Origin of the sequence: Pseudomonas sp. 2hn, assembly GCF_019646095.1 — a bacterium.
GTDB lineage: Bacteria > Pseudomonadota > Gammaproteobacteria > Pseudomonadales > Pseudomonadaceae > Aquipseudomonas > Aquipseudomonas peradeniyensis.
Genome location: NZ_CP081016.1, coordinates 5,680,738 through 5,700,476, shown reverse-complemented (window position 1 = coordinate 5,700,476; position 19,739 = coordinate 5,680,738). Strand labels below are relative to the sequence as shown.

At 64.1% G+C, this 19,739-nt stretch carries 17 protein-coding genes and 2 pseudogenes; 11 read left to right on the top strand and 8 right to left on the bottom strand.

From position 1 onward, the window contains the following. Nucleotides 1-95: 95 nt before the first annotated feature. Nucleotides 96-2,039: a cytochrome c/FTR1 family iron permease gene (locus tag K2O50_RS25695; protein WP_050707477.1), complete on the top strand. Its 1,944-nt coding sequence runs from the start codon at nt 96-98 to the stop codon at nt 2,037-2,039. 133 nt (nt 2,040-2,172) lie between these two features. Then, nucleotides 2,173-2,625, top strand: coding sequence for a YaiI/YqxD family protein (locus K2O50_RS25690; RefSeq protein ID WP_050707476.1), 453 nt, complete (start codon nt 2,173-2,175; stop codon nt 2,623-2,625). Between the two features lie 114 nt (nt 2,626-2,739). Here K2O50_RS25690 and elbB read toward each other — a convergent pair whose 3' ends face one another. Next, nucleotides 2,740-3,408 (bottom strand): isoprenoid biosynthesis glyoxalase ElbB, encoded by a 669-nt coding sequence (gene elbB / locus K2O50_RS25685; protein ID WP_050707475.1) that lies wholly within the window; start codon nt 3,406-3,408, stop codon nt 2,740-2,742. Nucleotides 3,409-3,521: 113 nt separating this feature from the next. Between elbB and K2O50_RS26765 the strand changes: the two are divergent. Then, nucleotides 3,522-4,100 (top strand): annotated as a pseudogene (locus tag K2O50_RS26765) (sterol desaturase family protein); the annotation flags it as partial. Between the two features lie 549 nt (nt 4,101-4,649). On the opposite strand, the gene K2O50_RS25675 reads toward K2O50_RS26765, so the two are convergent. Then, nucleotides 4,650-5,294, bottom strand: coding sequence for a DedA family protein (locus K2O50_RS25675; RefSeq protein WP_082337832.1), 645 nt, complete (start codon nt 5,292-5,294; stop codon nt 4,650-4,652). Nucleotides 5,295-5,501: 207 nt separating this feature from the next. Between K2O50_RS25675 and hemB the strand changes: the two genes are divergently transcribed. Together hemB and ppk1 are read left to right on the top strand one after the other, a co-directional pair. Beyond that, nucleotides 5,502-6,512, top strand: coding sequence for a porphobilinogen synthase (gene hemB, locus K2O50_RS25670; RefSeq protein ID WP_050707473.1), 1,011 nt, complete (start codon nt 5,502-5,504; stop codon nt 6,510-6,512). A gap of 19 nt (nt 6,513-6,531) precedes the next feature. After that, nucleotides 6,532-8,772, top strand: coding sequence for a polyphosphate kinase 1 (gene ppk1, locus K2O50_RS25665; protein WP_050707472.1), 2,241 nt, complete (start codon nt 6,532-6,534; stop codon nt 8,770-8,772). Nucleotides 8,773-8,913: 141 nt separating this feature from the next. Here ppk1 and ppx read toward each other — a convergent pair whose 3' ends face one another. Further along, nucleotides 8,914-10,416: an exopolyphosphatase gene (ppx, locus tag K2O50_RS25660; RefSeq protein WP_050707471.1), complete on the bottom strand. Its 1,503-nt coding sequence runs from the start codon at nt 10,414-10,416 to the stop codon at nt 8,914-8,916. 245 nt (nt 10,417-10,661) lie between these two features. Between ppx and trxA the strand changes: the two genes are divergently transcribed. From trxA to K2O50_RS25640, 4 genes are all read left to right on the top strand, one after another. After that, nucleotides 10,662-10,988, top strand: coding sequence for a thioredoxin TrxA (gene trxA, locus K2O50_RS25655; RefSeq protein WP_050707470.1), 327 nt, complete (start codon nt 10,662-10,664; stop codon nt 10,986-10,988). Nucleotides 10,989-11,297: 309 nt separating this feature from the next. Beyond that, nucleotides 11,298-12,557, top strand: coding sequence for a transcription termination factor Rho (gene rho / locus K2O50_RS25650; protein WP_011536308.1), 1,260 nt, complete (start codon nt 11,298-11,300; stop codon nt 12,555-12,557). Nucleotides 12,558-12,762: 205 nt separating this feature from the next. Continuing rightward, the gene (ubiD, locus tag K2O50_RS25645) at nt 12,763-14,229 is read left to right on the top strand and encodes a 4-hydroxy-3-polyprenylbenzoate decarboxylase (protein WP_050707469.1); all 1,467 of its coding nucleotides are present in this window, start codon (nt 12,763-12,765) and stop codon (nt 14,227-14,229) included. Further along, nucleotides 14,229-15,197 carry a CDP-6-deoxy-delta-3,4-glucoseen reductase gene (locus K2O50_RS25640; RefSeq protein WP_050707468.1) on the top strand — a complete coding sequence of 323 codons (969 nt, stop codon included), beginning with the start codon at nt 14,229-14,231 and terminating at the stop codon, nt 15,195-15,197. Before ubiD ends, K2O50_RS25640 begins: the two co-directional genes overlap by 1 nt. Before the next feature lie 65 nt (nt 15,198-15,262). Here the strand turns inward: K2O50_RS25640 and K2O50_RS25635 are convergent, their stop codons facing one another. Continuing rightward, the gene (locus K2O50_RS25635; protein ID WP_256206042.1) at nt 15,263-15,466 is read right to left on the bottom strand and encodes an AraC family transcriptional regulator; all 204 of its coding nucleotides are present in this window, start codon (nt 15,464-15,466) and stop codon (nt 15,263-15,265) included. Here K2O50_RS25635 and K2O50_RS26760 point away from each other — a divergent pair. Then, nucleotides 15,425-15,601 (top strand): annotated as a pseudogene (locus K2O50_RS26760) (type II secretion system F family protein); the annotation flags it as partial. The gene K2O50_RS25635 and the pseudogene K2O50_RS26760 sit on opposite strands and share 42 nt — an antisense overlap. A 78-nt stretch (nt 15,602-15,679) precedes the next feature. Here the strand turns inward: K2O50_RS26760 and K2O50_RS25630 are convergent. Genes K2O50_RS25630 through K2O50_RS25620 form a run of 3 tightly spaced genes read right to left on the bottom strand, consistent with a single transcriptional unit; the run spans nt 15,680 to nt 17,945 of the window. Continuing rightward, nucleotides 15,680-15,940: a DUF3613 domain-containing protein gene (locus K2O50_RS25630; protein WP_050707467.1), complete on the bottom strand. Its 261-nt coding sequence runs from the start codon at nt 15,938-15,940 to the stop codon at nt 15,680-15,682. Between the two features lie 2 nt (nt 15,941-15,942). Further along, nucleotides 15,943-16,674 carry a lipopolysaccharide assembly protein LapB gene (locus K2O50_RS25625; RefSeq protein ID WP_050707466.1) on the bottom strand — a complete coding sequence of 244 codons (732 nt, stop codon included), beginning with the start codon at nt 16,672-16,674 and terminating at the stop codon, nt 15,943-15,945. Between the two features lie 26 nt (nt 16,675-16,700). Then, nucleotides 16,701-17,945: a type II and III secretion system protein family protein gene (locus K2O50_RS25620; RefSeq protein ID WP_050707465.1), complete on the bottom strand. Its 1,245-nt coding sequence runs from the start codon at nt 17,943-17,945 to the stop codon at nt 16,701-16,703. 364 nt (nt 17,946-18,309) lie between these two features. On the opposite strand from K2O50_RS25620, the gene K2O50_RS25615 reads away from it, so the two are divergent. Then, complete coding sequence (locus tag K2O50_RS25615; RefSeq protein WP_050707464.1) at nt 18,310-18,960, top strand: gamma-glutamylcyclotransferase; 651 nt, start codon at nt 18,310-18,312, stop codon at nt 18,958-18,960. Between the two features lie 16 nt (nt 18,961-18,976). Here K2O50_RS25615 and tcyN read toward each other — a convergent pair whose 3' ends face one another. After that, on the bottom strand, nt 18,977-19,738 hold the full coding sequence (gene tcyN / locus K2O50_RS25610; RefSeq protein ID WP_050707463.1) for an L-cystine ABC transporter ATP-binding protein TcyN: 762 nt from the start codon (nt 19,736-19,738) through the stop codon (nt 18,977-18,979). Nucleotide 19,739 lies beyond the last annotated feature (1 nt).

The following is a 19,739-nucleotide window of genomic DNA, read 5'->3' as shown; positions in this document are numbered from 1 at the left end:
AAAAGCCGTTCCCACGGACTGTTCCGCCAATTTGTCTCAAGATTTTTCATGAAATCTGCCCCTGAGCCTTGAGCGGGGGAGAGTGGAAGTGAACAATGTTCTCTTTCGTATTTCCGTCGAGATTGGCCATGATTTCCCGTTCCCGTCTGCTTGCCTGGCTGCCTGCCCTGTTGCTTGGCCCGGTACTGGCGCTGTGCAGCAACCCGACGCTGGCCGAGGCTCCTGCCGAGGCGACCAAGGCACTGCACCTGCTGGACTACATCGGTGCCGACTACCCGCCGACCGTGCGCGACGGCAAGGTGGTGGACGACGGGGAATACCGCGAGCAGCAGGAGTTCAGCGGCGTGCTGGCCGAACTGGTCAAGGGCCTGCCCGCGCATGCCGAGCGTGGCGCCCTCGAGCAGGGCGTGCAGAGCCTGCGTCAGGCCATCGACCAGCGTCAGGACGGTGCCGCCGTCGCCCGCCAGGCCCGGCAGCTGGGGGCGCGCCTGGCAGTGGCCTACGAGGTCAGCCAGGCCCCGGTGATCACCCCCGACCCTGCTCGCGGCGCCTCGCTGTATGCGCAGAACTGCTCGATCTGTCATGGTGACACGGGCCTCGGCGACGGCCCGGCCGGGGTCGGCCTGGAGCCTGCGCCAGCCAACCTGCGCGATGCCGGGCGCCTCGACCAGTTGAGCCTGTTTGACCTGTACAACACCCTTGGGCTGGGCATCGAAGGCACCGAGATGCCGTCGTTCGCCGACCAGCTCGACGAACGCCAGCGCTGGGACGTGGCGGCCTACATCGCCAGCTTCACCGCCGATCCGCAGGCGGCCAAGGGCGACAAGACCTGGAACATCGCCGACCTGGCCCGGCAGACCCCGGCCGAAGTCGCCGCCAGCGAAGGCGCGGATGCCGTGGCCGCGTTCCGCGCCCAGCGCGCGCAGCCGCCGCAGGTCAAGCGTGGCCCGGCGCAGCTGCTCGAATACACCTCCAGCACCCTGGACAAGAGCCTGGCGGCCTACCGCGCCGGCGACCACGACCAGGCCTACGACCTGTCGGTGGCGGCCTACCTGGAAGGCTTCGAGCTGGTGGAAAGCTCGCTCGACAACATCGACGCCCAGGCCCGCAAGGACACGGAAAAGTCGCTGATGGCCTACCGTCAGTCGTTGCAGGACGGCCTGCCGGTGGCCCAGGCCGAACAGCGCCTGGCCGAGGCCAAGGCCAAGCTGGAGCAGGCCTCCAAGCTGCTGGGCAGCGATGGCCTGAGCTGGTCGCTGAGCTACGTCTCCGGCCTGCTGATCCTGCTGCGCGAGGGCCTGGAGGCAATCCTGGTTTTGGCGGCGATCCTGGCCTTCCTGCGCAACACCGGGCAGCAGTCGGCGGTGCGCAGCGTCAATATCGGCTGGGGTCTGGCGCTGGTCGCCGGTTTCGCCACCTGGGCCCTGGCGGCCTATGTGATCGACGTTGGCGGGGCGCAGCGGGAACTGCTCGAAGGTTGTACGGCACTGTTCGCCGCAGTGATGGTGCTGTGGCTCGGCGTGTGGATGCACGACCGCCGCCACGCCGCGGCCTGGCAGGACTACATCAAGAGCAGCCTGGTCAGTGGCGGTGGACGCTTCGGCTTTGCCGTGCTGGCGTTCTTCTCGGTCTACCGCGAGCTGTTCGAGGTGATCCTGTTCTACGAGACCCTGTGGCTGCAGGCCGGTCCGGCCGGTCATCAGGCGGTGCTGGCGGGTGGTGCCACGGCGCTGGTGCTGCTGGTGGGGCTGGCATGGGTGATCCTGCGTGGTTCGGCCAAGCTGCCGCTGTCGTTGTTCTTCAGCATCAATGCCGCCTTGCTGTGCGCGCTGTCGGTGGTGTTCGCCGGGCATGGCGTCAAGGCGCTGCAAGAGGCTGGAGTGCTGGGTACGCGGCCGGTGGCGTTCTTCGAGTTCGACTGGCTGGGGATTCATGCCGACGCCTATTCGCTAGGCGCGCAGGCGCTGGCGTTGCTGGCCATCGTGTTCCTCTATGGGCGCAGCCGGTTGACCGAGAAGCGTCGGGCGGCGGCCAGCTGAACCTGTGCAGGGGCGCGTGGACGGGCTTGCCCCGCGACGACGTCGGGGCTGGCATAATGTCAGCCTGTTCAGGCGCTATCGCGGGGCAAGCCCGCTCCCACGACGTCATTGCCCGGAGTACAGGAATAATCCCATGCGTGTATGGATCGATGCCGATGCCTGCCCCAAGGCGGCCAAGGACCTGATCGTCAAGTTCGCCCTCAAGCGCAAGCTCGAAGTGGTGATGGTGGCCGGCCAGCCGCAGATCAAGCCGGCCTTCGCCTGCGTGCGGCTGATCGTGGTGCCCAGCGGCATGGATGCGGCCGATGACTACCTGGTGGAGAACGCCGAGCCCGGCGAGCTGGTGATCTGCAGCGACGTGCCGCTGGCCGATCGCCTGATCAAGAAGGGCGTGGCGGCGCTGGATCCGCGCGGTCGCGAGTTCGACGAGCGCAACATGGGTGAGCGGTTGGCGGTACGCAACCTGTTTACCGAACTGCGTGAGCAGGGCCAGGTCGGCGGTGGCCAGGCGCCCTATGGCGAACGCGAGAAGCAGGCGTTTGCCAATGCGCTGGACCGGATCCTGAGCCGCTTGTCCAAGCTTTAGCTGACAGGGCCTGCTGTGCAGGCCATCGCGGCACAAGGCCGCTCCTACAGGTACAGCGCATTTCTGTAGGAGCGGCCTTGCGCCGCGAAAAGGGTGCGGAGCGCCTCCAGCGCCTTACTTGTCGTTCTCGTGGGTCAGTTCCAGCACCCGATCCACCAGCTTGTAGATGCCGCCCGCCGCCTCGCTGATCGACTTGGCCAGCATGTATGCCGGGGTGGTTACCAGCTTGCGCTGGGTATCCTCGACGATGTCGTGCACATCGCATTCCTCATGGGTGCCGCCCATCTTCACCACCGCCGCGCTGGTGCCGGCATCGTTGCCGATGGTGCAGACCACGCCCGGCCCGTAGATCTTCGCCGCCAGGGCCGGCGAGATGCAGATCAGGCCGACTGGCTTGCCAGCCTCGGCAAAGGCTTCGGCCAGGGCCAGTACATCCGGGTTCACGGTGCAGTTGGCGCCTTCGACGGCGAAGTTGGACAGGTTCTTCGCCGCGCCGAAGCCGCCAGGCACGATCAGGGCGTCGAAGTCCGAGGCATTGGCTTCGCGAATGTCCTTCACCTCGCCACGGGCAATGCGCGCCGACTCCACCAGCACATTGCGCGATTCGGGCATCTCTTCCCCGGTCAGGTGGTCGATCACATGCATCTGCGCGATGTTCGGCGCGAAGCACTGCACCTGGGCGCCACGCTGGTCCAGGCGCAGCAGGGTGATCACGCTTTCGTGGATCTCGGCGCCATCGTACACGCCGCAACCGGACAGAATCACCGCAACTTTTTTCGTCATGCTCAATACTCCAGTGTCGAGGCGCTAAATGTCCTCTAGTTTGGCAGATGTAGCCATGGGATTTGCCCCGTAGGCGGCCTAATCTTCGTGGACAACCTTGGAGGTGGCCGTTCATGGACCTGATTCTGCTGGCCGTGCCGTTCTTCTTCGTGCTGATCGCGGTGGAGCTGATCGCCGACCGCGTGCGCGGGCGGCGCAACTACCAGCTCGCCGACTCGATCAACAGCCTGAGCACCGGCGCGCTGTCCACCAGCACCGGGTTGCTGACCAAAGGGGTGGGGCTGGTCACCTATGCCGTGGCCTGGGAGCACCTGGCCTGGCTGCGGCTGCCGGCCGATGCCTGGTGGGTGTGGGTGGTCGCCTTCGTGCTCTACGACCTCTGCTACTACTGGCTGCACCGCCTGGGCCACGAGCGCAACGTGCTGTGGGCGGCGCACTCGGTGCATCACCAGAGCGAGGAGTACAACCTGACCACCGCCTTGCGCCAGACCAGCAGCGGCTTCCTGTTTTCCTGGATCTTCTACCTGCCGTTGGCGCTGCTGGGCGTGCCGCCCCTGGTATTCATCACCGTGGCGTCGCTGAACCTGCTGTACCAGTTCTGGGTGCACACCCGCCATGTGCCCAAGCTGGGCTGGCTGGAGTGGATCTTCATCACGCCGTCCAACCATCGCGTCCACCATGCGCAGAATCCTCTGTACTTGGATCGCAACTATGGCGGTGTGTTCATAATCTGGGACCGACTGTTCGGCACCTTCCAGGAGGAGGACGAGCGCGAGCCGGTGATTTTCGGCGTGACCACGCCGCTGGCCAGCTGGAACCCGCTGTGGGCCAACGTGCAGTTCTACGCCCAGCTCTGGCATGACGCCCGCCGCACTGCCAGCTGGTGGGACAAGCTGCGCATCTGGTTCATGCCCACCGGCTGGCGCCCGGCGGATGTGGCCGCGGCTTATCCACAGCCCAAGCAGGACCTGGCGGCGTTTCGCAAGTTCGCGATTCCCCTGGGCAGCGCGCAGCAGCTGTACGTCACCGTGCAGTTCGCGGTCTACGTGGCGCTGGGCAGTTATCTGATGGAGGTGGCGGAGCAGGTGGCGCCCGCAGCCCTGGTGCTGGGCTGGACGGTGATGGCGTTCGGGCTGTTCGTGCTGGGCGCGGCGCTGGAGGACCGGCACTGGGCGGGGCGCCTGGAGACCGTGCGACTGCTGTCGAACGCGCCGGCGCTGTATCTGGCCGGCGCACTTGGCTTAGTGCTGGTCACGCCCGTGTTCTGGTGGCTGCTGCTGGGCTACAGCCTGCTCAGCCTCGGCGGCCTGGCCCTCTGCCGCCGCGCGGCGCTCGGCGCGGATGTTGCGAAAACGCCGGCGCAGCCAGAGCAGCAGGCCCAGCACCAGCAGGCCGCCGAGCACCCATAGCTCGTATTTCTTGATGCTGCCGAGCATGCCTTCGAGGATGGCGCCGAAGTGGTAGGCGGCCAGCCCCAGGGCCAAAGCCCAGACTGCGGCGCCGATGCCGTTGAGCAGCAGGTAGCGGCGTGGCGGGTAGCCGGACAGGCCGATGGCCACCGGCATCACCGTGCGCAGGCCGTAGACGAAGCGGAAACTCAGTACCCAGATATCCGGATGGCGGCGGATGTGCTCCAGCGCCCGGTCACCCATGGCTTGCCAGCGCGGCTTGCGGGCAAGGATCTTGCGCCCGTGGCGGCGGCCCATGAAGTACCACAGCTGGTCACCGGCGTAGCTGCCGCAGAAAGCCACCAGGACCACCAGCTTGATGTCCATGTATTCGCGGAACGCAAGAAAGCCCGCGAGCACCAGGATGGTCTCGCCCTCGAAGAACGTGCCGAGAAAAAGGGCAAAGTAGCCGAAATCGTTCAGGAATTGTTGAAGCATTTTCTGGCGTGCTGGCGAAATGAACGCGCAGCCTACCCCTTCGGGCGCGTTGGGGAAAGTGTCCAAATGTGTCTCGACGTGAAGATTCCCTGCAACGACAATGGCTGCGGCCACAAGTCGCAGGGTTGCCTAAGGATGTAACACAGGCGTCATAATGGCCGCTTATAACTGTCGCGCTGCCCGCCCGCGCGGGCTCAGGAGTCTGCCGTGAGCTTTACCCCCGCCAACCGTCTGTTTCCTGCCACCCGCCTGCGTCGCAACCGCCGGGACGAATTTTCCCGTCGCCTGGTTCGCGAAAACACCCTGACCGTCGATGACCTGATTCTTCCGGTATTCGTGCTGGACGGCGAGGGCCGTCGCGAAGAAGTGCCGTCCATGCCGGGCGTCGAGCGCCTGTCGATCGACCTGCTGCTGGAAGCCGCACAGGGCTGGGTGGAATTGGGCATTCCGGCGCTGGCACTGTTCCCGGTGACCCCGACCGAGAAGAAGTCCCTCGACGGCGCCGAAGCCTGGAACCCGGACGGCATCGCCCAGCGCGCCACCCGTGCCCTGCGTGCCCGCTTCCCGGAGCTGGGGGTGATCACCGACGTGGCCCTGGACCCGTTCACCACCCACGGTCAGGACGGCATCCTCGATGAAGAGGGCTACGTGCAGAACGACATTACCGTCGAGGCCCTGGTCCGTCAGGCGCTGTCCCACGCCGAGGCCGGCGCCCAGGTGGTGGCCCCGTCGGACATGATGGACGGTCGCCTCGGCGCGATCCGCCAGGCCCTGGAAGAGGCCGGCTACGTCAACGTGCGCATCATGGCCTACTCGGCCAAGTACGCCAGCGCCTACTACGGTCCGTTCCGCGACGCGGTCGGCTCGGCGCTGAACCTGGGCAAGGCCAACAAGGCTTCCTACCAGATGGACCCGGCCAACAGCGACGAGGCCCTGCACGAAGTGGCCACCGACCTCGCCGAAGGCGCCGACATGGTCATGGTCAAGCCGGGCATGCCGTACCTGGATATCGTCCACCGCGTGAAGACCGAGTTCAAGGTGCCGACCTTCGCCTACCAGGTCAGCGGCGAGTACGCCATGCACATGGCCGCGATCCAGAACGGCTGGCTCAGCGAGGCCGTGATCCTCGAATCCCTCACCGCTTTCAAACGGGCAGGCGCTGATGGCATCCTGACCTATTTCGCCGTGCGTGCCGCTCAATTGATGAGAGGGCAGTAACGCCCTCCAGGAACGTCAGATGAATAACGAAGTGCTAACCCCTGTCGAGATCAAGGATGCCCAGGCCGTGCCCGAAGAAATGGTGCAGACCCCGCCCGACCTGCCGGCGGTAGCGGAGCCGGAAGCGGTCGTCGAAGCCGCCCCGGCACCCGCGCCTGCGCCGGCCCCGGCGATCGCCGTGCCGAGCCTGGACGACAGCAGCCTGTACATTCATCGCGAGCTCTCGCAGCTGCAGTTCAACATCCGCGTGCTGGAGCAGGCGCTGGACGAATCGTACCCGCTGCTCGAGCGCCTGAAGTTCCTGCTGATCTTCTCCAGCAACCTCGACGAGTTCTTCGAGATCCGCGTGGCGGGCCTGAAGAAGCAGATCAACTTCGCCCGCGAACAGGCCGGCGCCGATGGCCTGCAGCCGCACCAGGCGCTGGCGCGCATCAGCGAGCTGGTGCACCTGGAGGTGGACCGTCAGTACGCGATCCTCAACGATGTGCTGCTGCCGGAGCTGGAAAAGCACGCCATCCGCTTCATCCGCCGGCGCTACTGGACACCCAAGCTCAAGACCTGGGTGCGCCGCTACTTCCGCGACGAGATCGCGCCGATCATCACCCCTATCGGCCTCGACCCGACCCACCCGTTCCCGCTGCTGGTGAACAAGAGCCTGAACTTCATCGTCGAGCTCGAGGGTGTCGACGCCTTCGGCCGCGACTCGGGCCTGGCGATCATCCCGGCGCCGCGCCTGCTGCCGCGGGTCATCCGCGTGCCGGAAGAGGTCGGTGGCCCGGGCGACAACTATGTGTTCCTGTCGTCGATGATCCACGCTCACGCCGACGACCTGTTCCAGGGCATGAAGGTCAAGGGCTGCTACCAGTTCCGCCTGACCCGCAACGCCGACCTGGCGCTGGACTCCGAGGAGGTCGACGACCTGGCCCGCGCCCTGCGCGGCGAGCTGTTCTCGCGCCGCTACGGCGATGCCGTGCGTCTCGAGGTGGCCGACACCTGCCCGAAACACCTCTCCGACTATCTGCTCAAGCAGTTCAGCCTGAGCGAGAGCGAGCTGTACCAGGTCAACGGCCCGGTCAACCTGACTCGCCTGTTCAGCATTACCGGCCTCGACAGCCACCCGGAGCTGCAGTACACGCCGTTCACCCCGGCGATCCCCAAGCTGCTGCAGAACGCCGACAACATCTTCAGCGTGATCGGCAAGCAGGACGTGCTGCTGATGCACCCGTTCGAGTCGTTCACTCCGGTGATCGACCTGTTGCGCCAGGCCGCCAAGGACCCGCACGTACTCGCCGTGCGCCAGACCCTGTACCGTTCTGGCGCCAACTCGGAGATCGTCGACGCCCTGGTGGACGCGGCGCGTAACGGCAAGGAGGTCACCGCGGTGATCGAGCTGCGTGCGCGCTTCGACGAAGAGTCCAACCTGCAGATGGCCAGCCGCCTGCAGGCCGCAGGCGCGGTGGTGATCTACGGCGTGGTCGGTTTCAAGACCCACGCCAAGATGATGCTGATCCTGCGCCGCGAGCAGGGCGAGATCGTCCGTTACGCGCACCTGGGCACCGGCAACTACCACGCTGGCAACGCCCGCCTGTACACCGACTACAGCCTGCTGACTTCCGACGACGCCCTCACCGAGGACGTCGGCAAGCTGTTCAGCCAGCTGATCGGCATGGGCAAGACCCTGCGCATGAAGAAGCTGCTGCACGCGCCCTTCACCTTGAAGAAGGGCATGCTCGACATGATCGCCCGGGAGACCCAGTTCGCCCTGGAAGGCAAGCCGGCGCACATCATCGCCAAGTTCAACTCGTTGACCGACGCGAAGATCATCAAGGCGCTGTACAAGGCCAGCCAGTCGGGCGTGCGCATCGACCTGGTGGTGCGCGGCATGTGCTGCCTGCGTCCGGGCATTGCGGGGGTGTCGCACAACATCCACGTGCGCTCGATCATCGGCCGCTTCCTCGAGCACACCCGGGTGTTCTACTTCCTCAATGGCGGCGAGGAGCAGATCTACCTGTCCAGTGCCGACTGGATGGAGCGCAACCTCGACAAGCGCGTCGAGACCTGCTTCCCGGTGGAGGGCAAGAAGCTGCTGCTGCGGGTGAAGAAAGAGCTGGAGGGGTACCTGACCGACAACACCCAGGCCTGGACCCTGCAGCCGGACGGGCGCTACGTGCGCAGCACGCCGACCGGCAACCAGAACCCGCGTAGTGCCCAGGCGACGCTGCTGGAGCGGCTGAGCAATCCGGTGCTCAACGTTCGGTAGTACCGATATCGGGGGCGCGCTTCACGCCCCCCTGTGGGAGCGGCTTTAGCCGCGAACACCGGCGTAGCCGGTGCCAGGCACCGCGTTGCTTGCTTCGCGGGTAAACCCGCTCCCACAGGGTACGCGTCGCCCGAACCAGCACTATCTGACGCTGAGAACAAAGTTGACCCGCGCCAGCCACTCCGCCTCGTTGGCGAAGTCGGCCTGGGTCAGCTGGTTCTGCTCCAGCCAGCCGCTCGGGAAGACCACCGTCAGGCTGTTGTCGCCGGCCTGCAGCTCCACCTTGGGCATCTGCTGGGTGCCGCGGATATGGTGGAACAGGATGGCGAAGCGCAGCAGCACGCACAGGCGGATCAGCTTGACGCCTTCGTCGCCGAACTCGGCAAACTTGTCCTTGGGAATGTTGCGACGGTGACCACGCACCAGCAGGGCCATCATCTGCTGGTCTTCGCGAGAGAAACCCGACAGGTCGGAGTGCTCGATCAGGTAGGCGCCGTGCTTGTGGTAGTGGTAGTGGGCAATATCCAGTCCTATTTCATGGATTTTTGCCGCCCAACCCAGCAGATCGCGCCAGTTTCCCTCCTCCAGATCCCACGCATTGGCCACCTGGTCGAAGGCATGCAGCGCCTTGCGCTCCACGCGCGCGGCCTGGCCCTGGTCGACGTGGTAGCGCTCCATCAGCGAGTTCAGGGTGCGTTCGCGCACGTCCTCGTGGTGGTGTCGGCCCAGCAGGTCGAACAGCACGCCTTCGCGCAGGGCGCCGTCGCAGTGGTCCATGCGCTGCAGCTCGAGGGCGTCGAAGATCGCCTCGAGGATGGCCAGGCCCGCCGGGAAGATGGTCCGCCGATCCGGCTTGACCCCTTCGAAGTCGATCTTGTCGGTCTCGCCGAGCTTGAACAATTTGCGCTTGACCGCCGCCAGGCCCTCGGCGTTGACCTCGCCGCTGCCCTGGCCGATGGCCTTGATCGCCGCGGCGATGGCGCGGATGGTCCCGGACGAGCCGATGGCCTCGTCCCAGGTCAGGCGGTGCAGGGCGTTCTCGATGCTCATCAGCTCCAGGCGCGCGGCGGTGTAGGCCTGGGCGTAGCGCGCCGGGGTGATCTTGCCGTCGCGGAAGTAGCGCTGGGTGAAGCTCACGCAGCCCATCTGCAGGCTTTCGCGCAGCAGCGGCTCGAAACGCTGGCCGATGATGAACTCGGTGCTGCCGCCGCCGATGTCGGCGACCAGGCGCTTGCCAGGGGTGTCGGCCAGGGTGTGGGACACGCCCAGGTAGATCAGGCGCGCTTCTTCGCGGCCGGAGATGACCTCGACCGGGTGGCCGAGGATGGCTTCGGCGCGCAGGATGAATTCGTTGCGGTTGCGCGCTTCGCGCAGGGCGTTGGTGCCGACGATGCGCACCGAGCCCTGGGGCATGCCGTTGATCAGCTGGGCGAAGCGCTTGAGGCATTCCAGGCCGCGCTGCATGGCTTCTTCGCTGAGCTTGCGCTCTTCATCGATGCCGGCGGCGAGCTGAACCTTTTCTCCAAGCCTTTCGAGGATGCGGATTTCCGTGTGATGGGCCTTGGCCACGACCATGTGGAAGCTGTTGGAGCCCAGGTCGATGGCGGCGATCAGAGACAGGTTCTTCGCGGTGGTGTGCGGCATGGTCTGGGGGTTCTCGGTCGTTAACCCGGCAATCGTGCCACGATCGCGGGCATACGCCAACGAGCGGCACGGCAAGGCTTGATGCATGGCAATGTCATAGCAATGTTATGACCGTGACATGACGGTTTCGATTCGTGGCGTCTTGCACAACTATAGTTACACTCAATCAGCTGTGGCTTCCTGTCGCGTCAGGGTGCCGCTATGATGGGCAACGTTTTTTATTGCTTACGACCTTGGAGATTTCCATGAGCGACAAAATCAAACACGTCACCGACGCCACCTTCGAAGCCGACGTACTGAAGGCTGAAGGCGCGGTCCTGGTCGACTACTGGGCTGAATGGTGCGGTCCATGCAAGATGATCGCTCCGGTACTGGACGCCATTGCCGAAGACTACGCAGGCAAACTGGTCGTCGCCAAGCTGAACATCGACGAAAACGCCGAAACCCCGGCCAAGCACGGCGTGCGCGGCATCCCGACGCTGATGCTGTTCAAGAACGGCAACGTCGAGGCCACCAAGGTCGGCGCGCTGTCCAAATCGCAGCTGCAAGCGTTCATCGACGCCAACCTGTGATTTGATGAAGCCCCGCAAATGCGGGGCTTTTCTTTATCTGATGTAGGCATTTTCCGTGAGGGCCGACGAGCCCCGCTATCACGCCCATCCAGACGGATAGCCCCGGAAAACGGTGGTCAAAACCACTAGACGTCGAAAAAAGCAAGTGTTACATTCGGCCTCGCACTGCTTCTCCAGTGCCCTCTGCACGCCGTCGCCGAAGCATCCCTAATTCGAATCAGTACGCGATCCTGTCGCCATCTTGCGGCGCGGCCTCATTAAGCCAACGCTTAATTTCTCCCTTCCTTACATGATTACGTCACTCCCCTTATGAACCTGACAGAACTCAAGCAAAAGCCGATTACCGATCTTTTGGAAATGGCCGAACAGATGGGCATCGAAAACATGGCCCGTTCGCGCAAACAGGACGTGATTTTCGCCCTGCTGAAAAAGCATGCGAAAAGCGGCGAAGAGATCTCGGGTGACGGCGTGCTGGAGATTCTCCAGGATGGTTTCGGTTTCCTGCGTTCGGCGGATGCCTCTTACCTGGCCGGCCCTGACGACATCTACGTTTCGCCCAGCCAGATCCGTCGCTTCAACCTGCGCACCGGCGACACCATCGTCGGCAAGATCCGTCCACCGAAGGAAGGCGAGCGTTACTTCGCGCTGCTGAAGGTCGACACCATCAACTTCGACCGTCCGGAAAACGCGAAGAACAAGATTCTCTTCGAAAACCTGACGCCGCTGTTCCCCAACAAGCGCCTGAAGATGGAAGCCGGCAACGGCTCCACCGAAGACCTCACCGGTCGCGTCATCGACCTGTGCGCCCCGATCGGCAAGGGCCAGCGCGGCCTGATCGTCGCCCCGCCGAAAGCGGGCAAGACCATCATGCTGCAGAACATCGCGGCCAACATCACCCGTAACAACCCCGAGTGCCACCTGATCGTCCTGCTGATCGACGAGCGCCCTGAAGAAGTGACCGAGATGCAGCGCACCGTGCGCGGCGAAGTGGTCGCCTCGACCTTCGACGAGCCGCCGACCCGCCACGTGCAGGTCGCCGAAATGGTCATCGAGAAGGCCAAGCGCCTGGTCGAGCACAAGAAGGACGTGGTCATCCTGCTCGACTCGATCACCCGTCTGGCCCGTGCCTACAACACCGTGATCCCGAGCTCCGGCAAGGTGCTGACCGGTGGTGTCGACGCCCACGCCCTGGAGAAGCCGAAGCGTTTCTTCGGTGCCGCGCGTAACATCGAGGAAGGCGGTTCGCTGACCATCATCGCCACCGCGCTGGTCGAGACCGGCTCGAAGATGGACGAAGTGATCTACGAAGAGTTCAAGGGTACAGGCAACATGGAGCTGCCCCTGGACCGTCGCATCGCCGAGAAGCGTGTGTTCCCGGCCATCAACATCAACAAGTCCGGTACCCGTCGCGAAGAGCTGCTGACCGCCGACGACGAACTGCAGCGCATGTGGATCCTGCGCAAGCTGCTGCACCCGATGGACGAGATCGCCGCCATCGAGTTCCTGGTCGACAAGCTCAAGCAGACCAAGACCAACGATGAGTTCTTCCTGTCGATGAAGCGCAAGTAAACGTTTCAGGCTGGAACCGATTGGGGCTGCTGCGCAGCCCATCGCGGCACAAGGCCGCTCCTACAGGATTAACCATCCCCTTGTAGGAGCGGCCTTGTGCCGCGATGGGTCGCGAAGCGGCCCCTTTTCATTTTTGCCCCCAAACAAGGCGTGAACAACGCTACACTCTGCCCCCCGACCGATACGCCCAACACGAGGCCCTTGCATGCAGTATCGCGATCTGCGCGACTTCATCCGTGGCCTGGAACAGCGCGGTGAACTCAAGCGCATCCAGGTTCCCATCTCCCCTGTACTGGAAATGACCGAAGTCTGCGACCGCACCCTGCGCGCCAAGGGCCCGGCGTTGCTGTTCGAAAAGCCCACCGGCTTCGACATCCCGGTGCTGGGCAACCTGTTCGGCACCCCTGAGCGGGTGGCCATGGGCATGGGCGCCGAATCGACTGACGAACTGCGCGAGATTGGCAAGCTGCTGGCATTCCTCAAGGAGCCCGAGCCGCCGAAGGGCCTGAAGGACGCCTGGTCGAAACTGCCGATCTTCAAGAAGGTCGTGTCCATGGCGCCGAAGGTGGTCAAGGACGCGGTATGCCAGGAAATCGTGGTCGAAGGCGACGACGTCGACCTGGGCCAGTTGCCGATCCAGCACTGCTGGCCGGGCGACGTGGCGCCGCTGATCACCTGGGGCCTGACCGTCACCCGCGGGCCGAACAAGGACCGCCAGAACCTCGGTATCTACCGCCAGCAGGTGATCGGCCGCAACAAGGTGATCATGCGCTGGCTGAGCCACCGTGGCGGTGCGCTGGATTACCGCGAATGGTGCGAGAAGCACCCCGGCCAGCCGTTCCCGGTGGCCGTGGCCCTGGGCGCGGACCCGGCGACCATCCTCGGCGCCGTGACCCCGGTCCCGGACACCCTTTCCGAATACGCCTTCGCCGGCCTGTTACGCGGCAATCGCACCGAGCTGGTCAAGTGCCGTGGCAACGACCTGCAGGTGCCGGCCACCGCCGAAATCATCCTCGAAGGGGTCATCCACCCCGGCGAGATGGCCCCGGAAGGCCCGTACGGCGACCACACCGGCTACTACAACGAAGTGGACAGCTTCCCGGTGTTCACCGTCGAGCGCATCACCCACCGGCAGAAACCGATCTACCACAGCACCTACACCGGCCGACCGCCGGATGAGCCGGCGATCCTCGGCGTGGCGCTGAACGAAGTGTTCGTGCCGATCCTGCAGAAGCAGTTCCCCGAGATCACCGACTTCTACCTGCCGCCGGAAGGCTGCTCGTACCGCATGGCGGTGGTGACCATGAAGAAGCAGTATCCAGGCCACGCCAAGCGCGTCATGCTGGGTGTGTGGTCGTTCCTGCGACAGTTCATGTACACCAAGTTCGTTATCGTCACCGACGACGATATCAACGCCCGCGACTGGAACGATGTGATCTGGGCCATCACCACGCGCATGGACCCCAAGCGTGATACGGTGATGATCGACAACACCCCGATCGACTACCTCGACTTCGCGTCGCCGGTGTCGGGCCTGGGGTCGAAGATGGGCCTGGACGCCACGCACAAATGGCCGGGCGAGACTACACGCGAATGGGGGCGGGTCATCGTCAAGGACGAGGCCGTCACCCGCCGTATCGATGAGCTGTGGGACCAGTTGGGAATAGATTGATGCAGGTAACCTTGCAGCCTTCCGGGGCGGTACTGGCGGTCGAACCGGGTGAAAGGATTCTGGATGCCGCGCGGCGCCTGGGCTACGACTGCCCAAGCAGCTGCCGCAACGGCAACTGCCATGTATGTGCCGCGCTGCTGGTGGAAGGCAGTGTTCGCCAGGAAGGCCAAGTCCGCGATCACGGTGAACTGTTCACCTGCATCGCCGAGCCGCTGGAGGACTGCGTGTTGCTGTGGGATGGTGTGCTGGCCCTGGGCGAGCTGCCGGTGCGCAAGCTGGCCTGTACCGTGAGCGAATGCGTCGAGGTCGGTGGCGACGTCTGGCGCGTGCGCCTGCGCGCGCCCGCCGGCAAGCCGCCGCGCTATCACGCGGGGCAGTACCTGATGATCGAGCGCGAGGGTATGGACAAGGCGGCCTTCTCCCTCGCCTCGGCGCCCCACGGTGGTCGTGACCTGGAGCTGCATGTGCTGGCCCGGGAAAGCAGCGCCGTGCAGTTGATCGAGCAACTGCGGCGCAGTGGCTTGGCGCGTATCGAACTGCCGTTCGGTGATGCCCATCTGGCGGAGCTGCCCGACGGCCCGCTGGTGCTGATCGCCGCCGGTACCGGCATGGGCCAGATGCATAGCCTGGTCGAGCACTGCCGCGCCCAGGGCTTCAAGCATCCGGTGCATTTGTACTGGGGCGTGCGCCGGCCCGAGGACTTCTACGAGATCGAGCACTGGGACGAGTGGCAGCGCCTGCCCAACCTGTTCCTGCACAAGGTGGTCAGCGACCTGTGCGGCTGGGAGGGGCGCTGCGGCCTGTTGCACGAGGCGGTGTGCGAGGACATCGGCGACCTGAACCAGGTGCACGTCTATGCCAGCGGCTCGCCGAACATGGTCTACGCCACCCTCGATGCATTGGTCGAGGCCGGCATGGATGCCCACCGCATGCGTGCTGACGTGTTTGCCTACGCGCCGCGGGGGTGATGGCCACTTATCTTTGAGCAAATCAGCGCGGGGCTTGCACGCCGTCGTTTCGGCGAGCGGTTCATTCAGCGATTGGCAAGCTGCTGAAGGCTTTCGACGACCTCTGACAAGTCTTCGGTAAATGGCGATGCCGTCGCAGCGTCGGCGTGTTGCGCCTGGCGGTATTCGCTAGGGGTACAGCCGACTAGTTGCTTGAAGGCGCGGGCGAAGTATGACGGGTCCTTGCCTTGTGCATCTATGCCGAGGAGTTTCGTGACCGACGCACGCAAATGGCCGAGGAGAGTGCGGCAGAGATCGGTACCAAACTGGTGTTCCCGCTGATCTTCTGCCTGTGGCAAAGCTTCTTCCTGGTGGCCATCGGGCCTGCGATCGTTGGTGTGTTCAAGGTGTTCGGCAAGCTCTGAGCAAACGCCGCATACAAACCGGGCCCGGGCCTCCAGCGCAAGGAAACGCTGAAGGCCCGGGCCCGGTGCCGTCTGTGGCTATTTGCGTTGTCCGCCGGAGTATTCCTTGTAGTACTCGGGGATGGCGTGTTTGTAGCTCTCCAGCCAGCGCTGCAAGGCCAGGTCGCGCTCACTGGCCGCAGCCGTTTGCCGGATGGGCGACATGGCCTGGCCGTGAGATTGCAGCACCAGCCAGTCTTCGGTTTGCTGCTGTTGCTCCGAGGAAGGGCCGGGTTCGATGGCCTGGGCTGCGAGCGGAACGAGCAACAGCCCCAGGCAACTGGCTAGGTTGTTTTTCATCACTACCTCTGCGTTGTTGACGGGTTGGCAACCGACGGCTCGAGGGCCGTTGTGACACGATCACTGGGCACCGCCGCCGCGGTCGTCGATGCCTTGAGTTTTTCCGCACGCTCCTTGGCCTGGGTGACTTGCTCGGGGTTCAGGCCGGCACGGTTGGCCAGCTCCGAGGCTTGCTTCCAGTTGCCTTGGTAAATCAGCAGGGTCACCAGGTTGCTGGCTGCCAAGGTATCGGACGGCTTCAGTTCCATGGCGGTGATCAGTTCGAAACGGGCTTCCTTGAGTTTCAGTTGCTTGAGGTAGACCACGCCCAGATCGTTGCGAATCTTCTCATCGGTGGGGGACAGGCGCGCGGCGCGCTGCAGGTGTTCGAGCGCTTGCGCGGCGTCGGCGCGGGAAGTCGCCAACTGACCCAGGCCGTGCTCGCCCTCAGCGGTCAGACAGGTACCGAGCAAGCTGCGATACAGCGGTTCGGCCTCACTCTGGCCAAGCATGCGATAGATCTTGGCCTTGCGCAGGCGTACTGCGGCAAGGTCGTCAGGGAGGTTCTGCAGGTTGGCCAGGCCTGCGTGCAACTTGCCGTCGCCGATCATGTCGTCAGCCATGCTCAGCGACAGCTCTTGATCGGGGGTTGGTTTGGCGCAACTGGCGCTTCCCAGGCTTGACCATCTGCCGCCCCCATCGGTGGCGCAGCCACCGAGCATCATCAATCCCAGCACCGCGATCAGTGCTTTCACCCTGTGCTCCCTCAAGGCCCTGATGCTCATTGCGACAACCCACTGAGCCGGTCGAAGTTACCGTCTTCGAGGAAATACATGCGGAACCAGTTCGGGTCGTAATTACGCAGGTTCTCCCCCGGCAACGACGGCAGGCGGGCATCCGCCGCCAACGGTTGCACCAGGTGCGGGGTGACGATCATCAACAGTTCCTTTTCCTCGCGGCTGATGGTGGAGTCACGGAAGAACGCCCCCAGGACCGGAACGTCGCCCAGGCCTGGAAACTTGCTCACGGACGAAATGTTGCTGGTACTGATCAATCCACTGATCACGAAGCTCTCGCCGTTGGCCAGGGAAATACTGGTGTCGGTGCGACGCACGCTCAGCGCCGGTACGGTGATGCCCGCGATGCGCACGCCGTTGTTGTAGTCGAGTTCGCTGACCTCTGGCGCCACTTTCAAGGCGATACGGTCACGTCCGACGATGGTTGGCGTGAGGGTCAGGCGAATGCCGAACTCCTTGTACTCGATCGAGATGGTGTCGCTGCCGCTGCTGGGCACCGGAATCGGTACCTCACCCCCGGCCAGGAAGCTCGCGCTCTGGCCACTGAGTGCCACCAGGCTCGGCCGCGCCAGCGTGTAGGCGAAGCCACTGCCTTCGAGCGCGTTGATCAGCCCGAGCACTTTGCCGCCGCCGATACCGATGTTGAACGTGCTGTTGTCCAGCGGGATCGCGGTGGCTGTGTTACCGAGTTGGCCGGGCGACACGGTCACCAGCGGGACGGTGCCCGGGGAGCCGAACAGGAAGCTTCCGCCTTTGCCGAAGATCGAGGTACTGGCTTCCTTGAGCTTGGTACGGCTGACTTCGACGAAGCGTATGTCGGTTTGCACCTGGCTGGGCAGCGAGGGGTCTTCCGACGGCGGTAACGCCGTGCTCATCAGCGAGCCGGCACCCTTGCCCTGGACGAACACCATGCTTTGGCGCGGGGCGCTGGAGCAGGCAGTCCAGACCATCAGGCTGGTGGCACCGGGGGCGATGCCGGTCAGCAGGTACGCATCATTTTTACCATAGGTCTGAACGTCAGCGACTTTTGGATCGCCAATGGCCAGACGCGTGATGGCAACCTCCGAGTTCATCACCTTCTGCATACCTTCGCCGACCTCGATCACCGCCGGCAGGGCGGACAATGTAGAGCAATTGCCGGGGGTGGCCTGGGCGATGTTCATGGACAGTCCAGTGAAGATCAACGTCCATGCAACGCGCTTGAGGACTTTCACGCAATCACTGTCCATTCACTGATTCCTTGTCTGGTTTAGGTCTGGATACTGCGGTTCGCTCAAACCTAGTGTTCGGCCAGGGAGCCCGGGCACGGGCACGTCACTGGCTCGAACAAACGTCGTTGTTATCTGACGTTAGCGAAGAAAGATCAAAATGCTATTAATTGGGAAAATTCCATTCGTCGGCGCCGGGGATTGCTTGTTCACTGGACGCTGTCCTTGCGTTTAGCCTAGGATCCAGCCGAAGATCATTACAAAGAAAGGCATCACTTTGGATCTTCCGGGGTTTGTCCGAGAACAAGGTGCAACGGAGCATGCAGTTCGCGTTGTCGACTCTGTGAAGATGCGCAGGATTGATTGACCCCTATGGCGGCAGCTCATGTCGACACTTGAAAGTTCATCCTGGCAAATAGCCTATCCGCCGTCACTCGACTTCGGGCAGCAGTTGACCCGCGAACAACTGCAGCGCTCGATGCAGGAAACCATGTCTCTGCACGAAGGCGGCCCGGTCTGGCTGTTCGCCTACGGCTCGCTGATCTGGCGCCCCGAATGCAATTCGGTCGAGCGCCAGCGGGCACGGGTGCATGGCTACCATCGCGGCCTGTACCTGTGGTCTCACGAGCATCGCGGCACTCCGGAATGCCCGGGCCTGGTGTTTGGCCTGGACCGTGGCGGTTCCTGCAGCGGTTTCGCCTACCGTCTGGATGACAGCAACCTGGATGATTCGCTGATGGCCCTGTGGCAACGGGAAATGCCGTTCCCGGCCTATCGCCCGCACTGGCTCAGCTGCCGCCTGGGCGACGGCAGCAAGGTTCAGGCCTTGGGCTTCGTACTGGAACGGCACCTGCCGTGCTACGCGGGCAACCTGCCGGACACCCTGCTCAGCCAGATCCTCGCCAGCGCCAAGGGGCGCTACGGCACGACGCGCGACTACGTGGAGCAGACCCTCAACGCCCTGCGCAGTCACCAGATGCCCGATCGCAACCTGGAAGCCCGTTTCCGGCGTTGCCACAACCTGCGCGAGGTGTGAGCCCCGCGCATCGGGCTCATTCCTGGCCGGCGGCGGTGCCGAGGAACTTGCGCAGGAACTGGCGGGTGCGTTCTTCCTTGGGGTTGGCGAACAGCGCCTTGGACTCGCCCTGCTCGACGATCACGCCCTTGTCGAAGAAGATCACCCGGTTGGCGACATCGCGGGCGAAGCTCATTTCGTGGGTGACGATGATCATGGTGCGCTTTTCCTCGGCCAGGCCGCGGATGGTCTCCAGAACCTCGCCCACCAGCTCCGGGTCGAGCGCCGAGGTGGGTTCGTCGAACAGGATCACTTCGGGCTCCATGGCCAGGGCGCGGGCGATGGCCACCCGCTGCTGCTGGCCGCCGGACAGGCGGCGCGGGTAGGCGTCTTCCTTGCCCGCCAGACCGACCTTGGCCAGCAGGCGCCTGGCCAGCTCGATGGCCTTGTCGCGGGGCGTCTTCTTGACGATCACCGGCCCTTCGATGACGTTCTCCAGGGCGGTGCGGTGGGGAAACAGGTTGAAGTTCTGGAACACGAACCCGGCCTGCTGGCGCAGGCGGCGGATGGCACCCTGCTGGCCGCCCAGCGGGCGATTGGCGTCGATGCTGATGTCGCCGATCTGGATGCGCCCGGCATCGGGGGTTTCCAGCAGGTTCAGGCAACGCAGGAAGGTGGTCTTGCCCGAGCCGCTGGGGCCGATGATGGCGACCACCTCGCCCGGTTGCACGGTCAGGTCGATGCCGTTGAGCACGGTATGGCCCTTGAACTGCTTGCTCAGGCCTTCTACTACGATCATC